This is a genomic window from Inquilinus limosus (assembly GCF_051487185.1).
GTDB classification, from domain to species: domain Bacteria; phylum Pseudomonadota; class Alphaproteobacteria; order DSM-16000; family Inquilinaceae; genus Inquilinus; species Inquilinus limosus_F.
On sequence record NZ_JAHVDK010000010.1, the window covers coordinates 1 to 16506 of the forward strand.

Sequence of the window (16506 nt, forward strand, 5' to 3'; positions counted from 1 at the left end):
CCGAAGATGTTCACCGAGGCCAGCAGCACCGCCAGCGCCCCGAGCAGGCTCGAGGCCCCGATCACCGCCGGCCCGGCCGCGATCAGGGCGCCGACCACGATCACCGAGGAGATCGCGTTGGTCACGCTCATCAAGGGCGAGTGCAGCGCCGGCGTCACCCGCCACACCACGTAGTAGCCGACGAAGCAGGCCAAGACGAACACCGTCAGCCCGGTCAGGAAGAAGCCGTGCTCCCCCGCCGGCACCGTCGCCGCCTGGGCCTGCGCCTGCGCCGCCAGCGCCTGGGCCTGGTCGGCCAGGCCCCGCGCCGCCTCGGCCAGCCCCTGCGCCCCCTCTGCGATCCCGTCCGCCGCCATGCTCCCCTCCCTCACGCCGCCTGCTCGGCCGTGCCGCCGAAGCCCGGATGCACCACCCGGCCCCCCGCGGTCAGCCGCGTCGCCGCCACGATCTCGTCCGATCCGTCGACCTTCAGCGCCCGGCTCTCCTGGTCCACGAGCGGCGTCAGGAAGGCCACCAGGTTGCGGGCGTACAGCGCCGAGGCGTCGGTCGCGATCCGCCCCGGCACGTTCTTGTGCCCGACGATGGTCACGCCGCCGTCCTCCACCACCTCGCCCGGCCGGGTCAGGGCGCAGTTGCCGCCCCGCTCGGCCGCGAGATCGACGATCACCGAGCCCGGCTTCATCGACCGCACCATCGCCGCGTCCATCAGCACCGGCGCCTTGCGCCCCGGGATCAGCGCGGTGCAGATCACGATGTCCTGCTTTCTCACCGTCTCGGCGATCAGCGCCGCCTGCTTGGCCCGGTATTCCGCCGACATCTCCTTGGCGTAGCCGCCCGCCGTCTCCGCCGCGCGGAACTCCTCGTCCTCGACCGCGACGAAGCTGGCGCCGAGCGACTGCACCTGCTCCTTGGCCGCCGGCCGCACATCGGTCGCCGACACCACCGCCCCCAGCCGCCGCGCCGTCGCGATCGCCTGCAGCCCCGCCACCCCGGCACCCATCACCAAGACCCGCGCCGGCGGCACCGTGCCCGCCGCCGTCATCATCATCGGAAACGCCCGGCCGAACACCGCCGCCGCCTCCAGCACCGCCCGGTACCCCGCCAGGTTGGCCTGGCTCGACAGCACGTCCATCGCCTGCGCCCGGGTGATCCGCGGCACCAGCTCCAGCGCGAAGGCCTCGACCCCGGCCTCGGCATAGGCCCGGATCCCCGCCGCGTCGTCATAGGGATCGAGCAGCCCGATCACGGCCGCGCCCTGCGGGATCAGCGCCAGCTCGTCGACCTCGCCCTCGCCCGCGCGCAACGGCCGCCGCACCTTCAGCACCACATCGGCGCCGGCCAGCGCCGCCGCCGCATCCGCGACCACCTCCGCCCCCGCCGCCCGGTACGCCTCGTCCGGCACCGCGCTGCCGAGGCCGGCCCCGGCCTCCACCACCACCGTCGCCCCCAACCCCACCAGCTTCTTCACGCTGTCCGCCGTCGCCGCCACCCGGCGCTCCCCCTCCCGCCGCTCCCGCAACACCCCTATCCGCATGGACAACAACTCCCCCACGCGGCCCGCGAGGCGGCGCCGCATCGCGTTAAAGACGCCGCGACGGCCTCAGGCCGCCGCGGTTCGATCCGTCAGGTCGAGATCAGGCGTGAATGACGGCAGGCGCCGGATCCTGCAGTGCCGGCGAGGACTGCTGCAGGAAATGCCGGATCAGATCGCGGGCGCTGATCACACCGACGAGCGTGTGATCCTCCATCACCGGCAGGTGCCGGATGTGGTTCTCGTCCATCAGCCGCAGCACCGTCTCGATGCCGTCGCGCGGCTCGCAGCTGATCACGGTGCGGCCGATGAAGGCGGAGACCGGCATGGTCAGCGCCGCCGCGCCATGGCTGGCCAACGCCCGGGCGACGTCGCGCTCGGAGAACACCCCGACCACGACATTGCCTTCGGTGCGGCACACTTCCTTGACGAGAAGCGCACCGACATTCTCCCGCGTCATCAGCGCGACGGCGGTGGCCACCGTCTCGCCGACGCGGATCATGACGATGCGCGTGTCCTTCTGGCGGAGAATGTCTTCGGCTCTCATGGCTGGGTTCCTCCTCTGGGAAAGCGGCTCTTTCCGGCCGTTCGGAAATGGCGGTCAGGCCGGCACCAGCACCGGCGCGCGTTTCGCTTCGGCGGCGGTCGGGCGGCTGTAGAGACCAGCGATCTCGGCGCGCTGCTGCACCAGGGCCAGGACGGTGTCGACCGTCGGGGTCGGCACCCCGACCATGCGGCCGAGCTCCTGGATCACGGTGACCAGCGGGTCGATCTCCATCGGCCGGCCGCGCTCCAGGTCCTGCAGCATCGAGGTGCGGTGGGCGCCGACGGCGCCGGCGCCGTCCAGACGCCGCTCGATGTCGACCCGGAAATGGACGCCGAGCCGACCGCCGATCGCCTGGGCCTCGGCCATCATTCGCCGGGCGACGTCGCGGGTGGAGGGGTCGCCGGTGATGACGTCGAGCGTCGCATGGGTCAGCGCGCTGATCGGGTTGAGGCAGAGATTGCCCCACAGCTTAAGCCAGATCTCGTCGCGGATGTTGTCGCGGACCGGCGCCTTCAACTCCGCCGCCTCCATCGCCTCGCTCAGGGCGGTGACGCGGGCCGACCGGCTGCCGTCCGGCTCGCCCAACGGGAACTTGTCGCCATAGTGATGCTCGACCACGCCGGGCGCCACCACCTCGGTGGCCGGATAGATGATGCAGCCGATGCCGCGCTCCGGCCCCAGCCGCTTCCACTGCAGCCCGCCGGGATCGACCGTCTCGATGGTACGCCCCTCGAGCTCGCCGCCATGGCGGTGGAAATACCAGTAGGGCAGCCCGTTCACCGCGGTGACCACCGCCGTCTCCCGCCCCAGCAGCGGCTGCATCGCCTCGACCACCCCCGGCACGGAATGAGCCTTGAGGCAGATCACGACATAATCCTGTGGCCCCAGCTCGGCCGGGTTGTCGGTGCAGCGGATGCGGGCGGTGCGGACCTCGTCGTCGATCCGGAGCGTGAGCCCGTTCTGACGCATCGCCTCGAGATGCAGGCCGCGGGCGACGAGGCTGACATCGACCCCCGCCCGGTGAAGCTGAACGCCGAGATAGCCGCCGATGGCCCCGGCGCCGTAGATGCAGAGTTTCATGGCCGCGCCTTCCTCCCTTGAATTGGAGTCAAGGCCGCTAAGCAGCCGACGCGATCATGGTGGTATACAAAATACCTTATGTCAATTGATCCAAGGAAGGAAAGCTGCGCTGGACTCTCGTCCACGGTATACTTGTGACCGGCAGCGCCCGAGGCTATAGCCGAGGGGAACGCCGGCCGCAGGCGACAGATAGGGCCTTCGATGAGCTATCCGCAGATCGACGTGAAACCGCTCGACACCGAAACGAGCTTCCGGATCAAGGCCTACAAGGCGCTGAAGCAGGCGATCACCGAGATGGACATCTACGGCCATCCCGGCGAGATCAAGCTGGAGGAGCGGCAGCTGAGCGAGATGCTGGGCGTCAGCCGCACCCCGATCCGCGAGGCGATGACGCTGCTGGAGCAGGAGGGCTTCGTCCGCTCCGTCCCCCGCCGCGGCATCTTCGTGATCCGCAAGAGCAAGGCCGAGGTCCTGGAGATGATCACGGTCTGGGCGGCGCTGGAGAGCATGGCGGCACGCCTCGCCACCCAGGTCGCGACCGATGCCCAGATCCGCAAGCTGCACGACTATGTCGACGTGTTCCGCGACCGCGACCCGGAGGAGCATGTCAGCGAGTACTCCGAGGCCAACATCGCCTTCCACAAGCAGATCATCCGGATCAGCGGCTCCCAGCTGATCGTCGACATCACCGATAACCTGTTCATCCACATGCGCGGCATCCGCCGGGTGACGATCGGCCAGGACCACCGGGCCCAGCGTTCGGTGGTCGACCACCAGAAGATCGTCGCCGCGCTGGAGGCCCGCGACGCCGATCTGGCGGAGAAGCTGGTGCGCGAGCACACGCTGGGCCTGGCCGAGCATGTGCGCAAGCACGGGGATTTTTTGGACTAGCTCGCTCCCCTGCCCCGAAATATAGACCCGTCATGGCGAGGCGCGCAGCGCCGTGGCCATCCAGGGGGGCCGTCCACATATGGATGGCCACGGCGCTGCGCGCCTCGCCATGACGAAAAAGGCCAGGGCGTCGCCGCTGGTATTACTCCCCTGCCCCGAAGTCGCCGAAATAGGTGCCCTCCATCGGCACCGCGAGGAACTGCCGGTTGATCTCGGCCAGCGTCGCCTCGGGATCGAGGTCGCCGAACAGCTCCGGATGGATCCACTTTGCCATCGCCTCCACCGCGACGACATGCGTGGGCGAATGGAAGAAGTTGAGCCACAGCGCATGGGCGCGCCCGGCCGTGATGGCCGGCAGGCTGTCGATGCCGGGCTCGCCGCGGATCGCGGCCAGCTGCTCCCGCACTGCCACCCGCGGCACGCCCGGCCCGATCGAAAAATTCCCCGGGCCGGGAAGCTGCGGGCCGCCGGCGGCGATGTAGACCTCCGGATTCTGCGACAGCACGTATTCGAGCCCGAGCTGCCCGGTCGGGCCGGGTACGACCGGTTTGGCGATGTTCTCGCCGCCCGCGAAGTCGATCAGCGTGCCCGGGCCACTCGCGCCGGACGACCAGCAGCAGTCCCAGCCACCGGCGCGGGCGTGCAGCAGCACCTTCGGCCGGGCGGCGGGATGCGCGACCAGCGTTCCGGCGATCCGGCCCATATGCGCCTGGTAGAAGCGGATGAAGGCCTCGGCCCGCTCCTCCCGTCCGACCGCGCGGCCCAGAGCCCGCAGGCTCGGCACCGTGTTGCGCAGCGGATCGTCGAAGAAATCGATATGGAGCACCGGCACCCCGGCCGCGCCGAGCTGCCGCTCGAGCTCCTCCGCGGGGCCGAACCAGAGCGGCAGGACGACCAGATCCGGGCTCAGGCCGAGGACCCGTTCGATGGAGAAGCTGTCTGCGGTGGTGCCGCCCACCAGAGGCAGCGTGTCGATCTCGGGAAAGCGCGCCCGGTAGGCGGCGGCGGTGCCCGGGTCGAACCGCACCAGGTTCTCGGCCCAGCCCACGACCAGCGACGCCGGCTCCGGGTCCAGCAGGGCCAGCACGGCGATCAGCCCGCCATCGCCCAGGACGACACGCCGGGCCGGTTGCGGCAGCTCGATCTCGTGCCCGGCGACGTCGGTCACGGTGATCGGATCGGCCGCCGCCGGCACCGCGAGCAGCCCGAGGAGGGCGAGCCGGCACGCCGCCATGAAGCGGCGCACGATCACCACCGGAGCTTCAGCCCGGCTGTGATCGTGCGCCGGGTACCGTAGAAGCAGGAATGGTCGGCCCAGCAGGAGGCGACGTATTCGCGGTCGAACAGGTTGGCGACATTGAGCGAGACCTGCGTCCCCTCCAGCTCCGGCCGCAGCATGCCGAGATCGTAGCGAAGGCCGAGGTCGAACAGGGTGACGTCCGGCACCTTCAGCGTGTTCTCGGCATTGCCGTAGGACGAGCCGATGTAGCGCACGCCGGCCCCGAGCGCCAGGCCGTCCAGAACCCCTTCGGTGAAGCTGTAATCGGCCCAGAGCGAGGCCAGCCGGTCGGGCACGCCGAAGGGCCGCTTGTCCTTGAAATCCGTGCTCTCAGTGTTGACGATGTCGAGGATGGTGGCGGAGCCGAGCAGGCTCAGGTTGTCGGTCACCTTGGCATGGGCCTCGAGCTCGACGCCGCGCGACCGGATCTCGCCGGTCTGGATGCTGGCGAAGGGGTGCGTCGGGTCGGGGTCGGCGGTCTTGACGTTGGTCTGGGTGATGTCGAACAGGGCGACGGTGAAGAAGCCGGTGAACCAGTCCGGCTGGACCTTGACGCCGACCTCGTATTGCTCGGCCGTGCTCGCCTTGAAGGGCTGGCCGAAGAAGTCGGTGCCGCTCACCGGCTCGAAGGAGGTCGAATAGCTGACATAGGGGGCGATCCCGTTGTCGAACTCGTAGACCAGGCCCGCCCGCCAGGTGACGGCGCTGTCCGCCTGATGGCTCGAGGTCGACGCCCCGGTCGAGATCGTGCGGCTGTCGGTCTCGGTTTCGGCCCAGTCCCCCCGCACGCCCAAAAGCAGCGATAGGCCGCCCCACTTCATCTGCTCCTGCGCGTAGAAGCCGATCTGGTCGAGCGTCTGCCGCGTGTCGCTGTCGAGGTCGGGCATCACGATGTCCTGGCGGTGGTCCGGGTGCAGGACGTCCAGCGACGGCGCGCTGCCATAGCCGAGCAGGGCGCTCGCGTCGTTGCGGCGGTAGTCGATGCCGAACAGCGCCGTGTGCTCGACATCGCCGGTCGAGAACCGCAGCAGCGCCTGGTTGTCGAGCGCGATGCCGTCGAAGGATTCCTCGGAAGCGACCGTGCCCCGCGCCAGCGAGGTCGGGCCGTCATAGCCGTTCTCGAACACGGACCGGTAGTCGTAGTCCGCATGCATGGTGCGGAAGTTCTGGCGCAGCGTCAGCACGTCGCCGGCCTTGTGCTCCAGCTCGTAGCCGACCGAGTACTGCGTCCGCTCCGACCGGTCGAAGCCGGTGTCGCCCTCGAAGAAGCTGGTCGGGAACCGGCCCCAGGAGGCGCGCTTCACCGTGCCTTCATAGGGCAGGTAATTGAAGGCGCCGGCGGCCGGGTCGTACTGGTAGCTGCCGAGGACCGTCAGGCTGGTGTCCTCGTTCGGCGTCCAGGTGATCGCCGGCGCCACCGAGATCCGCTGGTCCTGGGTGTCGGCGACCGGGGTGCCGGAATCGCGGCCGAGCGCGGTGAGGCGGTAGAGCAGCGAGCCGTCCTCGGCCAGCGGGCCGCCGAAATCGAGCCCGGCCTGGAGGCGATCGTAGCTGCCATATTCCAGATCGATCTCGTGCAGCGGCTCCTCGGTCGGCCGCTTGCTCCAGAGATTGACGACGCCGCCCGGGTTCACGCTGCCGTAGAGGATGGAGGACGGGCCGCGCAGGATCTCGACGCGCTCCAGCATGTAGGGATCGATCGAGGGCGCGATGTAGTAGACGCCGCGCGGCAGCCTGAGGCCGTCCATCAGCCCGACGAAGTTGGCATCGGCGCCGCCGGGCGAGCCGAAGCCGCGGATGTTCGGATAGTCGTAGCGGCCCGGGCGGGTTTCCGGCGCCACGCCGGCGGAGTAGCGCAGCGCCTGCGAGACGGACTGGACCTTCTGGTCGTCCATCTGCTGGCGCGTGACGACCGAGACGGATTGCGGCGTCTCGATCAGCGGCGTGCCGGTCTTGGTCGCGGTGCGGGACTCCTCCGCAACATAGCCGTCGGTCGGGCCGAAGAAGCCGCCGCCCTGCACGATGATCGGGTCCAGCACCAGGCCGCCGCCAGCCGCTGCGTCGGCCGCGGGCGCCGGCGCGGGACGCTGGATCGAGACGGTGTTGGCGGCGGTCAGGCGCCAGGTGGCGCCGGTCCCGGCCAGCAGCCGGGACAGCGCCTCGGTGGCCGGCATGCCGCCGCGCACGCCCGGTGAGGTCAGGCCTTGCAGATCCGCCGAGGCGTAGGCGAGCTGCATCCCCGACTGATCGGCGAACTGCCGCAGCGCCGCCGCCAGCGGCTGGCGGGGGATGTCAAAGCTCCGCGCCGCGGCGGACGGGATGGCCTGCGCCCAGGCCGGCTGCGCCGCGGTCAGGACCGGCAGCAAGCCCCCGGCCAGCGCCGTCGCGGCCAGCAGGGACCGCAGCACCCGATGCGACCGACTGCGCGACAGCATCCGTCGTCCCTGGAATTCAGACATTCTCCCCCGCCCCACCTGCAATTCAGAACCATATGCATCCAGCGCTGACTGAGAGCCCCGGATAGGCCTATCTCGGCCTGTCACTGGAGAGACGCGCGAGGCGGTCTCTTGCCTATAGGGAATGGTCGGATTTTTTAGCCGATGACAATCACCACGCCGGGCACGCGCCGCAGCGGCAGCCCCTGGGTCTCGGCCAGGGCCGACAGCGCGGCATGGGCCTCGCGGATGGAGAACACGCCGCCGACGGGCTCCCCGGAGCGGCTGCGGTCGGCCAGGACGATCCGCTCCGGCACATAGCGGCCGAGTTCGGCCACCGCCTCGGCGAAGGGCTTGCGGTCGAAAGCGATCCGGCCCGTCCGCCAGGCCAGGGCTGTCGCGGGATCGGCCGGGACCGGGCGCCCCGGCGCCTCCCCTTCGCGATACCGGACCTGCTGCCTGGTGCCGAGATCGACGGCCCGGGCGGGGAGCAGCGGCAACGGCCCGTCGGGGGCGGACGGCCCGAAGACCCTGGCCCGGCCTTGATCCACCGTGACGGTGACGTCGCCCGCCAGGGCTCGCACGGCGAGGACGGCCTGGCCCGTCTGCGTATTGCCCCCAAGCGCCGCCACGCGGAACGGTGCCGATGCATCCGGCCGCACCTCGAACAAGGCCTCGCCTTGCAGCAGGGTGACAAGGCGCAGCCCCGGACGGAAGCCGAGCGCAATGGCGCTGTCGGTGTTCAGCAGGGCGGAGGACCCGTCTGGCAGCGCGACCCTGGCCTGCTCGCCGATGCCGGTCCGGTGGTCGGCCTGCCAGAACAGGACCAGGCGCGGCGCGACGGCGATCCCCACCGCGCCGGCGGCCACCGCCGCGCCGCCGGCGAGGACGGCCCGGCGGCCGATGGTCCGGCGCCGCCCGGGTCGGGATACCGCCATTGGTGACGTCTCGGGGGCCAGCGCATCCAGCCCCTGCCAGAAGGCACGCTCGCGCGCGAAGGCACGGTCATGCTCCGGCGACGCCGCCCGCCACGCCCTGAACGCGGCCAGATCCTGCTCGGTCGCCGTGCCGGAGGCGAGCCGGACCACCCAGTCGCGCGCCTCCTTGGCGATGCGGCCGTCGGTCTCCTTGGCGTTGTCGTCGGCTTCCATCGGCTCGGCGCGGCTGCGGAACGGGGCTCCCTGCCCCTTCTACTCTCTAGACGTCCCGAGGAGCGATTTGTCTAACCGCGCGCCGCATCAATCCCCGTCGGCCAAGCTGTCGCGCAGGTCCGACAACCGTTCGAGCACGCGGCGGATATGATAATAGACCGTCGTCTCCGACACACCCAGTTCGCGCGCGATCTCGCGATGCGTCTTGCCCTCGAAGCGGTTCATCAGGAAGACCCGCCGGCTCTGCTCCGGCATCTCCGCCAGGGCCCGCTCCAGGGCCGCCACCGCCTCCCGGCCCATAGCGATCCGCTCCGGCGACAGCGCGTCGGCACTGTCCCACAGCAGGTCGTGGACCTCCTGGTCGATCGCGGCCCGCCGCCGCTCCTTGCGCAGATGGTCGGTCGCGGCGTTGCGGACCGTGCGGCGGACATAGGCCTGCGGGTTCTCGACCGCCCCGTCGGCGCCGAGCTCGGCCAGCTTGACCCAGACGTCCTGCAAGATGTCGGCCGTGCGCGCCCGGCAGCGGACCTGCCCTCGCAGGCCGGCCTCCATCCGGGGCGCCTCGGCCCCGAAGACCTCCAGGATCCGAGTGAAAGACAGCTTCGTCACGACACCCCGCAGCGGCACGCATCGATGCCCGCACCGACCCCTGCTGCCATAGCGAAATTGGGCCCATGGCGACACGGCGAAGCGGCAAAGACGGCACGGCCAGCACGCTTTATTCGCGAATGTGTCGAGAATGCAACACATTCTCATTTACGTCTTCTCAGTCCTTGCGGCCGACGGCACCGCACCCGCTGGCTCAGCCTCCTACCCCGGGGAATGCTTTACCGGCAGGTAAAATTTTTATCACCCAGATGTCGATTTCCGATCGGCCCGTTCGTCTTCAGCATGAGAGCCGGCGTTCCGGAGCGGGATAGGCCCCTCCGCGAAGGCGAGCCGGCACAGTGGTGAAGAGGCCTCTGATGTCGCAGCCACGGACGGACAGTGCCTATAAATGGGTGATCATCGGTGTCGGCGCGCTCATGACCTGCGTCGGCATCGGCGCGATGTTCTCGCTGGCGATCTTCCTGCAGCCGATCTCGGCCGATACGGGCTGGAGCCGCGCCGGCATCTCCAGCGCCATGACCCTCAACTTCCTGGTCATGGGTGCGGCCGGCTTCGGCTGGGGCGCGCTCAGCGACCGTCTCGGCGCCCGGATCGTCGTGCTGTGCGGCGCAGCACTGCTGGGCCTGGCCCTGGTCCTGGCGAGCCAGACGACCACCCTCGCGTCGTTCCAGCTGATCTACGGCACGCTCGTCGGGCTGGCGGCCGGGGCCTTCTTCGCGCCGATGGTGGCCGCTGCGACCGCCTGGTTCGACACCAATCGCGGCCTGGCGGTCTCGCTGGTGTCGGCCGGCATCGGCGTGGCGCCGATGACCGTCTCTCCCTTCGCCGCCTGGCTGGTGGCGGCCTATGACTGGCGGACGGCGATGGCGGTCATCGGCGTCGCCGCCTGGGTCCTGCTGCTTCCGGCCGGGCTGCTGGTGCGCCGGCCGCCGGCCATGGCCGGGGATGGGGTCGCCGCGGCGCCGTCCGGCGAGATCGGCGACATGTCGGCGGGCAGGGCCTTCCGCACGCCGCAATTCGCGGTCCTGGCGGCGACCTTCTTCCTATGTTGCGCCGCCCATTCCGGGCCGATCTTCCACATGGTCAGCTATGCCATCACCTGCGGCATCGCCCCGCTGGCTGCCGTCACCATCTACAGCGTCGAAGGGCTGGCCGGGCTGGGCGGGCGCCTGCTGCTGGGCGTGCTCGCCGACCGCCTCGGCGTCAAGCGCGTGCTGGTGGCGGGGCTGCTGGTCCAGGCGGTCGTCATCGGTGCCTATCTCTTCGTCGCCAATCTCGGCGAGTTCTACCTGCTGGCCGTGATCTTCGGCACCGCCTATGGCGGGGTGATGCCGCTCTACGCCGTGCTGGCGCGCGAGTATTTCGGCCAGGCCGCGATGGGCGCGGTGTTCGGCGCTGCGACCATGGCCTCCAGCATCGGCATGGCACTGGGCCCATGGGCCGGCGGCTGGGTGTTCGACACCTTCAGCGTCTACAACTGGATGTTCATCGGATCGTTCGGCATCGGACTGGCGGCGGTCGCCATCGCCCTCGCCTTCCCGCCCCTGCCGTCGCGGCGCCCGCAGCTGCAGCCGGCCTAGTCCGTCACCCCGGCCCGCGCCAGCACCCGGCGGGCGCGGGCCACGACCGGGGCGTCGATCATGCGGCCGTCGACCTTGGCCGTCCCCTGCCCCGGCTGCAGCGCGGCGACCACGCGGCGGGCGTGCTCGACCGCCGCGGCGTCCGGGGTGAAGGCCTGGTTCAGCACCGGTACCTGGGCCGGATGGATGCAGCTGGCGCCCTCGAAGCCCTGGTGCGCTGCCTCCTCCGCCGCGCGGCGCAGGGCGTCTAGGTCGTCGATCCCGGCGAGCGAGCCCATCAGGCCGAAGGCCGCAAGCCCGGCGGCCCGCGCGGCCATCAGGATCTGCAGCTTGGCCAGGCGCATCACCTCGGAGGCAGGATCTGCCCCGATCTCGGCCGACAGGTCCTCGCCGCCGCAGACCAGCGCCAAGTTGCGCGGCGTGGCAGCGGCGATCTCGGCGCGGCGGTCGAGACCGCGCAGGCTCTCGATCATCGGCACCAGCCGGGTCCAGCCTTCCGGCCGCCCGGCTTCCCGCTCGACCTCCCCGGCCCGCTCGGCGATCAGCCGCGGCCATTGCGGGTCCTCGGTCTTCGGCACGAACAGGGCGTCGGCCCCCGCCCACACCGCGGCCTCGACATCGGCGGCGGCGTGGGCCAGACGGCTGTTGATGCGGACGAAGACGCGCGCCCCGGCGGCGCCGACCTGCGGCACGGCAGCGGCCAGGGCCGCGCGGGCGGCGAACTTGGCGGATTCGGCGACGCCGTCCTCGAGGTCGAGGATCACGGCATCGGCGCCGCGCCCGGCCGCGCCGGCGACGAAGCGCTCGCGATCGGCCGGGACGTAGAGCAGCGAGTGCAGACGGCGGAAGCGGTCGTCCATCATACCAGTGCCCCCGCGGCGCGCAGGCTTTCGATCTCCTCGGCCGAGAAGCCGGCGCGGCGCAGCACGTCCTCGCCATCCGCGCCCGGCTCCGGCGCCAGGCGGCGGATCGCGCCCGGCGTGGCCGAGAGGCGCGGCAGCACATTGTGCACCGGCAGGCTGCCGAGATCCGGGTCGGGGACCGACACCACGACCTCGCGCTCGATCACGTGCTCGTCCGCCATGAAATCGGCGATGTCGTGCACCGGGCCGACGGTGATGCCCTCGGCCCGGAAGATCGACAGCGCCGTATCGCGGTCGCGGGCGCCGATCCATTCGCCGATGATGGCGTCCAGCACCGCCCGGTTGCGCACCCGGTCGGCATTGGTGGCGAAGCGCGGGTCCTGCGCCAGGGCGTCGCCGCCGACCAGTTGCAGGATGCGCTTCGCCATGCGGTCGGTGGAGCCGGACATCGCGATCCAGCGGCCGTCGCGGGTCTTGTAGACGTTGCGCGGCGCGCTGTTGCCCGAGGCGCTGCCGGTCCGCTCCTTGACCTGGCCGGTGACGGCGTAGCTGCCGGCCTCCGGCCCCAGCACAGAATACATCGCCTCCAGCAGCGACAGGTCGATCACCTGGCCGCGGGCCATGCCGCGGTCGCGCGCCCTGAGGGCCGCCAGCACCGCCTTGGCGCCGTGCAGCCCGGCGATCATATCGGCCAGCGCCAGCGGCGGCAGCACCGGCTCGCGGTCGGCGAAGCCGTTGCGCGAGGCGAAGCCCGACATCGCCTCGACCAGCGTGCCGAAGCCGGGCAGCCGGCTGGCCGGCCCGGTCTGGCCAAAGCCGGAGATGCGCACCAGGATCAGGTCCGGCGCCATGGCCAGGAGGCGGTCGGGCGCCAGCCCCATCTCCTCCAGCACCCCCGGCCGGAAGTTCTCGATCATCACATCGGCAGTTGGGATCAGCCGCTGCAGCGCCGCCATGCCCTCCGGCTTGCGCAGGTCGAGCACGACCGACAGCTTGTTGCGCGACAGCTCCTTCCAGTAGAGGCTGTGGCCCTTCACCTGCCAGTCGCGCAGCGGGTCGCCGCCCGGCGGCTCGACCTTGATCACCTCGGCGCCGAAATCCGCCAGCTCCAGCCCCAGCGCGTTGCCGGCGACGACGCGCGACAGGTCGAGCACGCGGATGCCGGAGAGCGGGCCTTCGCGCTCCGGCTCGATCTTGGCCGGACGCGCCTCAGCCATTCTCCACCTCGCGGATCTCGATCACGCCGGCCTGCATGCGCCCGGCCGAGGGCATGCGCAGCCCGACCATCCCATACCGGAACGTATGGTCGCGGGCCTCGAGCAGCACCTGGCCGTCGACCGACAGGGTCAGGCGGTCGCCCACGGCTTCCAGCGCCAGGCTGTAGGTCCGGCCGAGCTCACGCTTGAACGGGGCGCGGGCCAGCACGGTCTCGCCGAAGTCGCGACGGATGATCGCCACCTCCTCAGCCGAGATGAATCCCCCGCCGTAGCAGCGCTCATTGCCCTGACCGCGGGCGCAGACCAGATGCCCGTCGCCGGCCAACGGCGTCACCTCCGCCGTCACGGTCAGGTCGCGGGCGTAGAGATGCCCGGTCCACAGGTCAGCGTCGGTCGCAGTCAGGGCGTGGATGCGGCCATCCTCGACCCGCCAGACGCCGCGGTTCCAGGTGCAGCGGGTGATGCCGCCCCACTCATTGGCCTCGATCCGCGGATCCAGCCGGGCGGTGCCGGGGCCGGAGACCGTGAACTCGTCGATGAAGATCCGGCCGAGGAACTTCAGCCGGCCGAAATACTCGACCTTGATGCCGATCTCGTCGATCGCCTCGCCGCCCGTCTCCGGCACGGTGAAGCGCAGATCCCGCCATTCGCCGGCCGGCGGCTGCGTCCAGGCGCCGACCTCGTCGATCGTGCCGCTCATCGCCCGGCGGACATAGGGCACGAGGCGGAGATGGCCGTCACCGTCCCAGGGGTCAAGCCAGAGGCGCAGCGACGCCTCCTGCCCGGTCGCCACCAGGGGCGAGAACATCGGCCGGTAGCGCTCGTCGTCGAAATCGCTCCGGCGGTAGAAGGGCTTCCAGAAGATCCGGCCGCCGTCGCCCCGCTCCAGCCGGTCGAGCAGGGCGCAGAGCGCGCCGCGGCCCGTGGCCTTCCGCTCGTCCGACCAGGACAGGGCGATGCGGTTGTCGCCCTCGGTGCGGAAGCCGTGGGTCGATCCCGGCAGGTCGAAGTCGAAGCGCAGGCCACGCCGCTCCATGTCCGCGATCCACTCCGCCGGCGGCTTCTCGCCCGCCAGGCGGTGGGCCAGCACCGCCAGCTCGCGGCAGAAGCTGGGGATGTCGACGATGTTGAGCGACCCGACGATGCCGGAGGCGACGATGTTGTCGTTGATCGGTGTGCGGTAATGCGCGGCGACCCCGGCGATGCCGGCCAGCGTGCCGACGATCGCCCCGGCATTGCCGGCGTTGCAGTCGGTGTCCCAGCCGCCCATGGTCGCGATCTCGACCGTGCGCGACAGGTCGCCCTGGCCGTACAGCAGCGCCAGGATCAAGAGGCCGGCATTCGGGATGATGTGGCAGACGCCGGGATAGCGGTCATAGCCGAACTCGCTCTCCAGCATTTTCCGGCAGGCGCGCCAGTCCTTCGGCTTCACCCGGTGCATAGCCTGCACCGCATGGGCGATGCGGGCGTATTCGCTGCCGGCCGGGATGGTGGCGAGGCCCGCCTCCACCACCTCCTCGATCGTCTCCGCCACGAAGGCCTTGGCGATGCAGGCGGCGACGAAGCGGGCGCCGTAGAGGCCGTTGCCGTCATGCGAGACGCTGGCGGCGCGGGCGGCCAGGTCAGCGGCGCGGGCCGGGTCGCCCGGGCACACCCAGCCCCAGGAATCGACGAAGATCTGGCCGCCGATCTGCTCCGCGATCACCGCGCCGTTGCGGGCGATCGAGCCGGACTCCGGCGCCGGGATGCCGGACTGGAGATTGGCGAAGGCGGTGTGCTCGGTCGAGATGCCGTAGCCGCCCCACCAGAACATGCCATGCTGCTCCGCCGCATAGTTCAGCCAGGTGCGGCCGACATCCTGGGGCGACGGGTCCAGCCCGAAATCACGCAGCGCCCGGATGAAGTAGACCGGCCCGTTGGTGTCGTCGTCGGCGGCGAAGTTCTTGAAGTCGCGCAGATAGCCGGTGATCTCGCCATAGGTCTTCTCGATCCGGTCCCAGGTCCAGATCGTCGGCTCGACCGGGGCGCCGAGGCGCACGCCAATGGCCTTGCCGAGGAAGCCGGCATAGATGCGGTCGAGGGTGTCGGTGGGCAGGGGCATTCCGGGGCCTTGGTCTTCGGGCGGGTCAGTGGACGGCCGCGGCACGGGCCGGTTCGGCGGAATCGGAAATCAGCGCCCGGCGCCGGGCGTCGCGGAGGCGGGCGAGGCCGAGATCCCCGGCCAGGATGCCGGCCACGGCCTCGTGGAAACGGTCGGCCTCGGCCGTCAGGTCGAAGCGGTTGGCACGGTCCAGCAGGTCGCGCTCGGCCGGGTCGATCACGGCCTCGCCGTGCATCGCACCCAGGATGGCGCCGGCCATGCAGCCGATGGAGTCGGTGTCGCGGCCGGAATTGATGCCGTCCAGCACCGAGGCCCGGAAATCGCCGTCGTTGATCAGGCAGAAGCCCAGCGCCAGCGGCAGTTCTTCGATCGATCGCAGCCGCGACGGGGTGTAGTCGTGCGTTGGCAGCCCGGACCTCTCGGGATGGCGGTGCACGTCGTCGCCCATGCTGGAGTAGCGGCCGATGATCTCCTGGAACTCCGCCGTCACCCGGGCGTGGTCGGCGCGGTGGGGCCTCAGGCGCCGCGCCGCCTCGGCGATGTCGGCGATCGCCGCGCGGGTGCCGTCCTTGGCGAGCGATACGGCGGTGTCGACCACCGCCTCGATCGTGGTGCCGGGCACCATGGCGGCGGCGACGCAGGCGGCCATCACCCCGGCCGCCTCCAGCCCGTAGCTGTGCTGGTGCCCGGCGGCGAAATCGATCGCCTCGTCATAGGCCGCCTTGGGGTCGCAGGCGTTCACCGCCCCGACCGGGGCGATGTACATGGCGGCGCCGCAATTGACCATGTTGCCGATGCCACCCTCGCGCGGATCGCAGCTGGTCAGCTGATGGCGCTGGAAGATCCACTTCTCCGGGTAGAACAGCCGCTCGATCAGCATGGTCTCGCGCTGCATCTCCGGGATCCAGCGCGGCGTCCAGGCGATCTGGCGGACCATGGCGCCGGCCATGTCCCAGGCGTCGAGATGGCGGCCGGATTCGCGGTAGACCGCCATCAGGCACAGCGTCATCAGCGTGTCGTCGGTGACGATGCCGTGGCCGCGGATCCGGCCGCCGCGCGCCTCCTCCGGCCCCGCCATGCGGTGCCAGTCGACGTCCAGCGAGGTGACCCGGCCGTAGCGCTGCCGGATCTCGGCGGCGGACAGCTTCTCGATCGTGGCGCCGATGGCGTCGCCGAACGCGACGCCATGCAGCATTCCCCGGATCCGGCCCCTGAGCGAGAG

The 16506-nt window shown here is 70.7% G+C and carries 14 protein-coding genes; 2 read left to right on the forward strand and 12 right to left on the reverse strand.

What is annotated here, in order from left to right:
- The 4 genes from KXR53_RS13025 to KXR53_RS13040 form a co-directional block, all read right to left on the reverse strand.
- Nucleotides 1-356 (reverse strand): NAD(P) transhydrogenase subunit alpha (locus tag KXR53_RS13025; protein WP_437375598.1); only part of this gene is annotated, 356 nt, incomplete at its 3' end.
- A gap of 11 nt (nt 357-367) precedes the next feature.
- The gene (locus tag KXR53_RS13030; protein ID WP_437375599.1) at nt 368-1534 is read right to left on the reverse strand and encodes a Re/Si-specific NAD(P)(+) transhydrogenase subunit alpha; all 1167 of its coding nucleotides are present in this window, start codon (nt 1532-1534) and stop codon (nt 368-370) included.
- Between the two features lie 100 nt (nt 1535-1634).
- Entirely contained in the window at nt 1635-2078 is a 444-nt protein-coding gene (locus tag KXR53_RS13035) for a CBS domain-containing protein (protein WP_437375600.1), read from the reverse strand.
- A 54-nt stretch (nt 2079-2132) separates the two neighbouring features.
- Nucleotides 2133-3158 carry a 2-dehydropantoate 2-reductase gene (locus tag KXR53_RS13040; protein ID WP_437375601.1) on the reverse strand — a complete coding sequence of 342 codons (1026 nt, stop codon included), beginning with the start codon at nt 3156-3158 and terminating at the stop codon, nt 2133-2135.
- A gap of 201 nt (nt 3159-3359) precedes the next feature.
- On the opposite strand from KXR53_RS13040, the gene KXR53_RS13045 reads away from it, so the two are divergent.
- Complete coding sequence (locus tag KXR53_RS13045; RefSeq protein ID WP_437375602.1) at nt 3360-4049, forward strand: GntR family transcriptional regulator; 690 nt, start codon at nt 3360-3362, stop codon at nt 4047-4049.
- 142 nt (nt 4050-4191) lie between these two features.
- Here KXR53_RS13045 and KXR53_RS13050 read toward each other — a convergent pair whose 3' ends face one another.
- The 4 genes from KXR53_RS13050 to KXR53_RS13065 form a co-directional block, all read right to left on the reverse strand.
- Nucleotides 4192-5304: an ABC transporter substrate-binding protein gene (locus KXR53_RS13050; protein WP_437375603.1), complete on the reverse strand. Its 1113-nt coding sequence runs from the start codon at nt 5302-5304 to the stop codon at nt 4192-4194.
- The gene (locus KXR53_RS13055; protein WP_437375604.1) at nt 5298-7763 is read right to left on the reverse strand and encodes a TonB-dependent siderophore receptor; all 2466 of its coding nucleotides are present in this window, start codon (nt 7761-7763) and stop codon (nt 5298-5300) included. Before KXR53_RS13055 ends, KXR53_RS13050 begins: the two co-directional genes overlap by 7 nt.
- Before the next feature lie 158 nt (nt 7764-7921).
- Nucleotides 7922-8914: a FecR family protein gene (locus KXR53_RS13060; RefSeq protein WP_437375605.1), complete on the reverse strand. Its 993-nt coding sequence runs from the start codon at nt 8912-8914 to the stop codon at nt 7922-7924.
- A gap of 87 nt (nt 8915-9001) precedes the next feature.
- Nucleotides 9002-9523 carry an RNA polymerase sigma factor gene (locus KXR53_RS13065; RefSeq protein WP_437375606.1) on the reverse strand — a complete coding sequence of 174 codons (522 nt, stop codon included), beginning with the start codon at nt 9521-9523 and terminating at the stop codon, nt 9002-9004.
- A 356-nt stretch (nt 9524-9879) separates the two neighbouring features.
- On the opposite strand from KXR53_RS13065, the gene KXR53_RS13070 reads away from it, so the two are divergent.
- Nucleotides 9880-11103 carry an MFS transporter gene (locus KXR53_RS13070; RefSeq protein ID WP_437375607.1) on the forward strand — a complete coding sequence of 408 codons (1224 nt, stop codon included), beginning with the start codon at nt 9880-9882 and terminating at the stop codon, nt 11101-11103.
- Here KXR53_RS13070 and KXR53_RS13075 read toward each other — a convergent pair.
- From KXR53_RS13075 to KXR53_RS13090, 4 genes are read right to left on the reverse strand one after another with little or no spacing between them, the layout of a single operon-like run.
- On the reverse strand, nt 11100-11966 hold the full coding sequence (locus KXR53_RS13075) for an HpcH/HpaI aldolase/citrate lyase family protein (protein WP_437375608.1): 867 nt from the start codon (nt 11964-11966) through the stop codon (nt 11100-11102). The genes KXR53_RS13070 and KXR53_RS13075 overlap by 4 nt on opposite strands.
- The gene (locus tag KXR53_RS13080; RefSeq protein WP_437375609.1) at nt 11963-13183 is read right to left on the reverse strand and encodes a CaiB/BaiF CoA transferase family protein; all 1221 of its coding nucleotides are present in this window, start codon (nt 13181-13183) and stop codon (nt 11963-11965) included. The genes KXR53_RS13075 and KXR53_RS13080 overlap by 4 nt, the downstream gene beginning before the upstream one ends.
- Nucleotides 13176-15284: an ADP-ribosylglycohydrolase family protein gene (locus tag KXR53_RS13085; protein ID WP_437375610.1), complete on the reverse strand. Its 2109-nt coding sequence runs from the start codon at nt 15282-15284 to the stop codon at nt 13176-13178. The genes KXR53_RS13080 and KXR53_RS13085 overlap by 8 nt, the downstream gene beginning before the upstream one ends.
- 25 nt (nt 15285-15309) lie before the next feature.
- Nucleotides 15310-16479, reverse strand: coding sequence for an ADP-ribosylglycohydrolase family protein (locus KXR53_RS13090; RefSeq protein ID WP_437375611.1), 1170 nt, complete (start codon nt 16477-16479; stop codon nt 15310-15312).
- Nucleotides 16480-16506: the final 27 nt, after the last annotated feature.

Coding starts and splice junctions, on each gene's coding strand:
- KXR53_RS13085 (WP_437375610.1), bottom strand. CDS start 15,284: ATGCCCCTGCCCACCGACACCCTCGACCGCATCTATGCCGGCTTCCTC.
- KXR53_RS13030 (WP_437375599.1), bottom strand. CDS start 1,534: ATGCGGATAGGGGTGTTGCGGGAGCGGCGGGAGGGGGAGCGCCGGGTG.
- KXR53_RS13055 (WP_437375604.1), bottom strand. CDS start 7,763: ATGCTGTCGCGCAGTCGGTCGCATCGGGTGCTGCGGTCCCTGCTGGCC.
- KXR53_RS13035 (WP_437375600.1), bottom strand. CDS start 2,078: ATGAGAGCCGAAGACATTCTCCGCCAGAAGGACACGCGCATCGTCATG.
- KXR53_RS13060 (WP_437375605.1), bottom strand. CDS start 8,914: ATGGAAGCCGACGACAACGCCAAGGAGACCGACGGCCGCATCGCCAAG.
- KXR53_RS13040 (WP_437375601.1), bottom strand. CDS start 3,158: ATGAAACTCTGCATCTACGGCGCCGGGGCCATCGGCGGCTATCTCGGC.
- KXR53_RS13070 (WP_437375607.1), top strand. CDS start 9,880: ATGTCGCAGCCACGGACGGACAGTGCCTATAAATGGGTGATCATCGGT.
- KXR53_RS13090 (WP_437375611.1), bottom strand. CDS start 16,479: ATGCTGCATGGCGTCGCGTTCGGCGACGCCATCGGCGCCACGATCGAG.
- KXR53_RS13080 (WP_437375609.1), bottom strand. CDS start 13,183: ATGGCTGAGGCGCGTCCGGCCAAGATCGAGCCGGAGCGCGAAGGCCCG.
- KXR53_RS13075 (WP_437375608.1), bottom strand. CDS start 11,966: ATGATGGACGACCGCTTCCGCCGTCTGCACTCGCTGCTCTACGTCCCG.
- KXR53_RS13045 (WP_437375602.1), top strand. CDS start 3,360: ATGAGCTATCCGCAGATCGACGTGAAACCGCTCGACACCGAAACGAGC.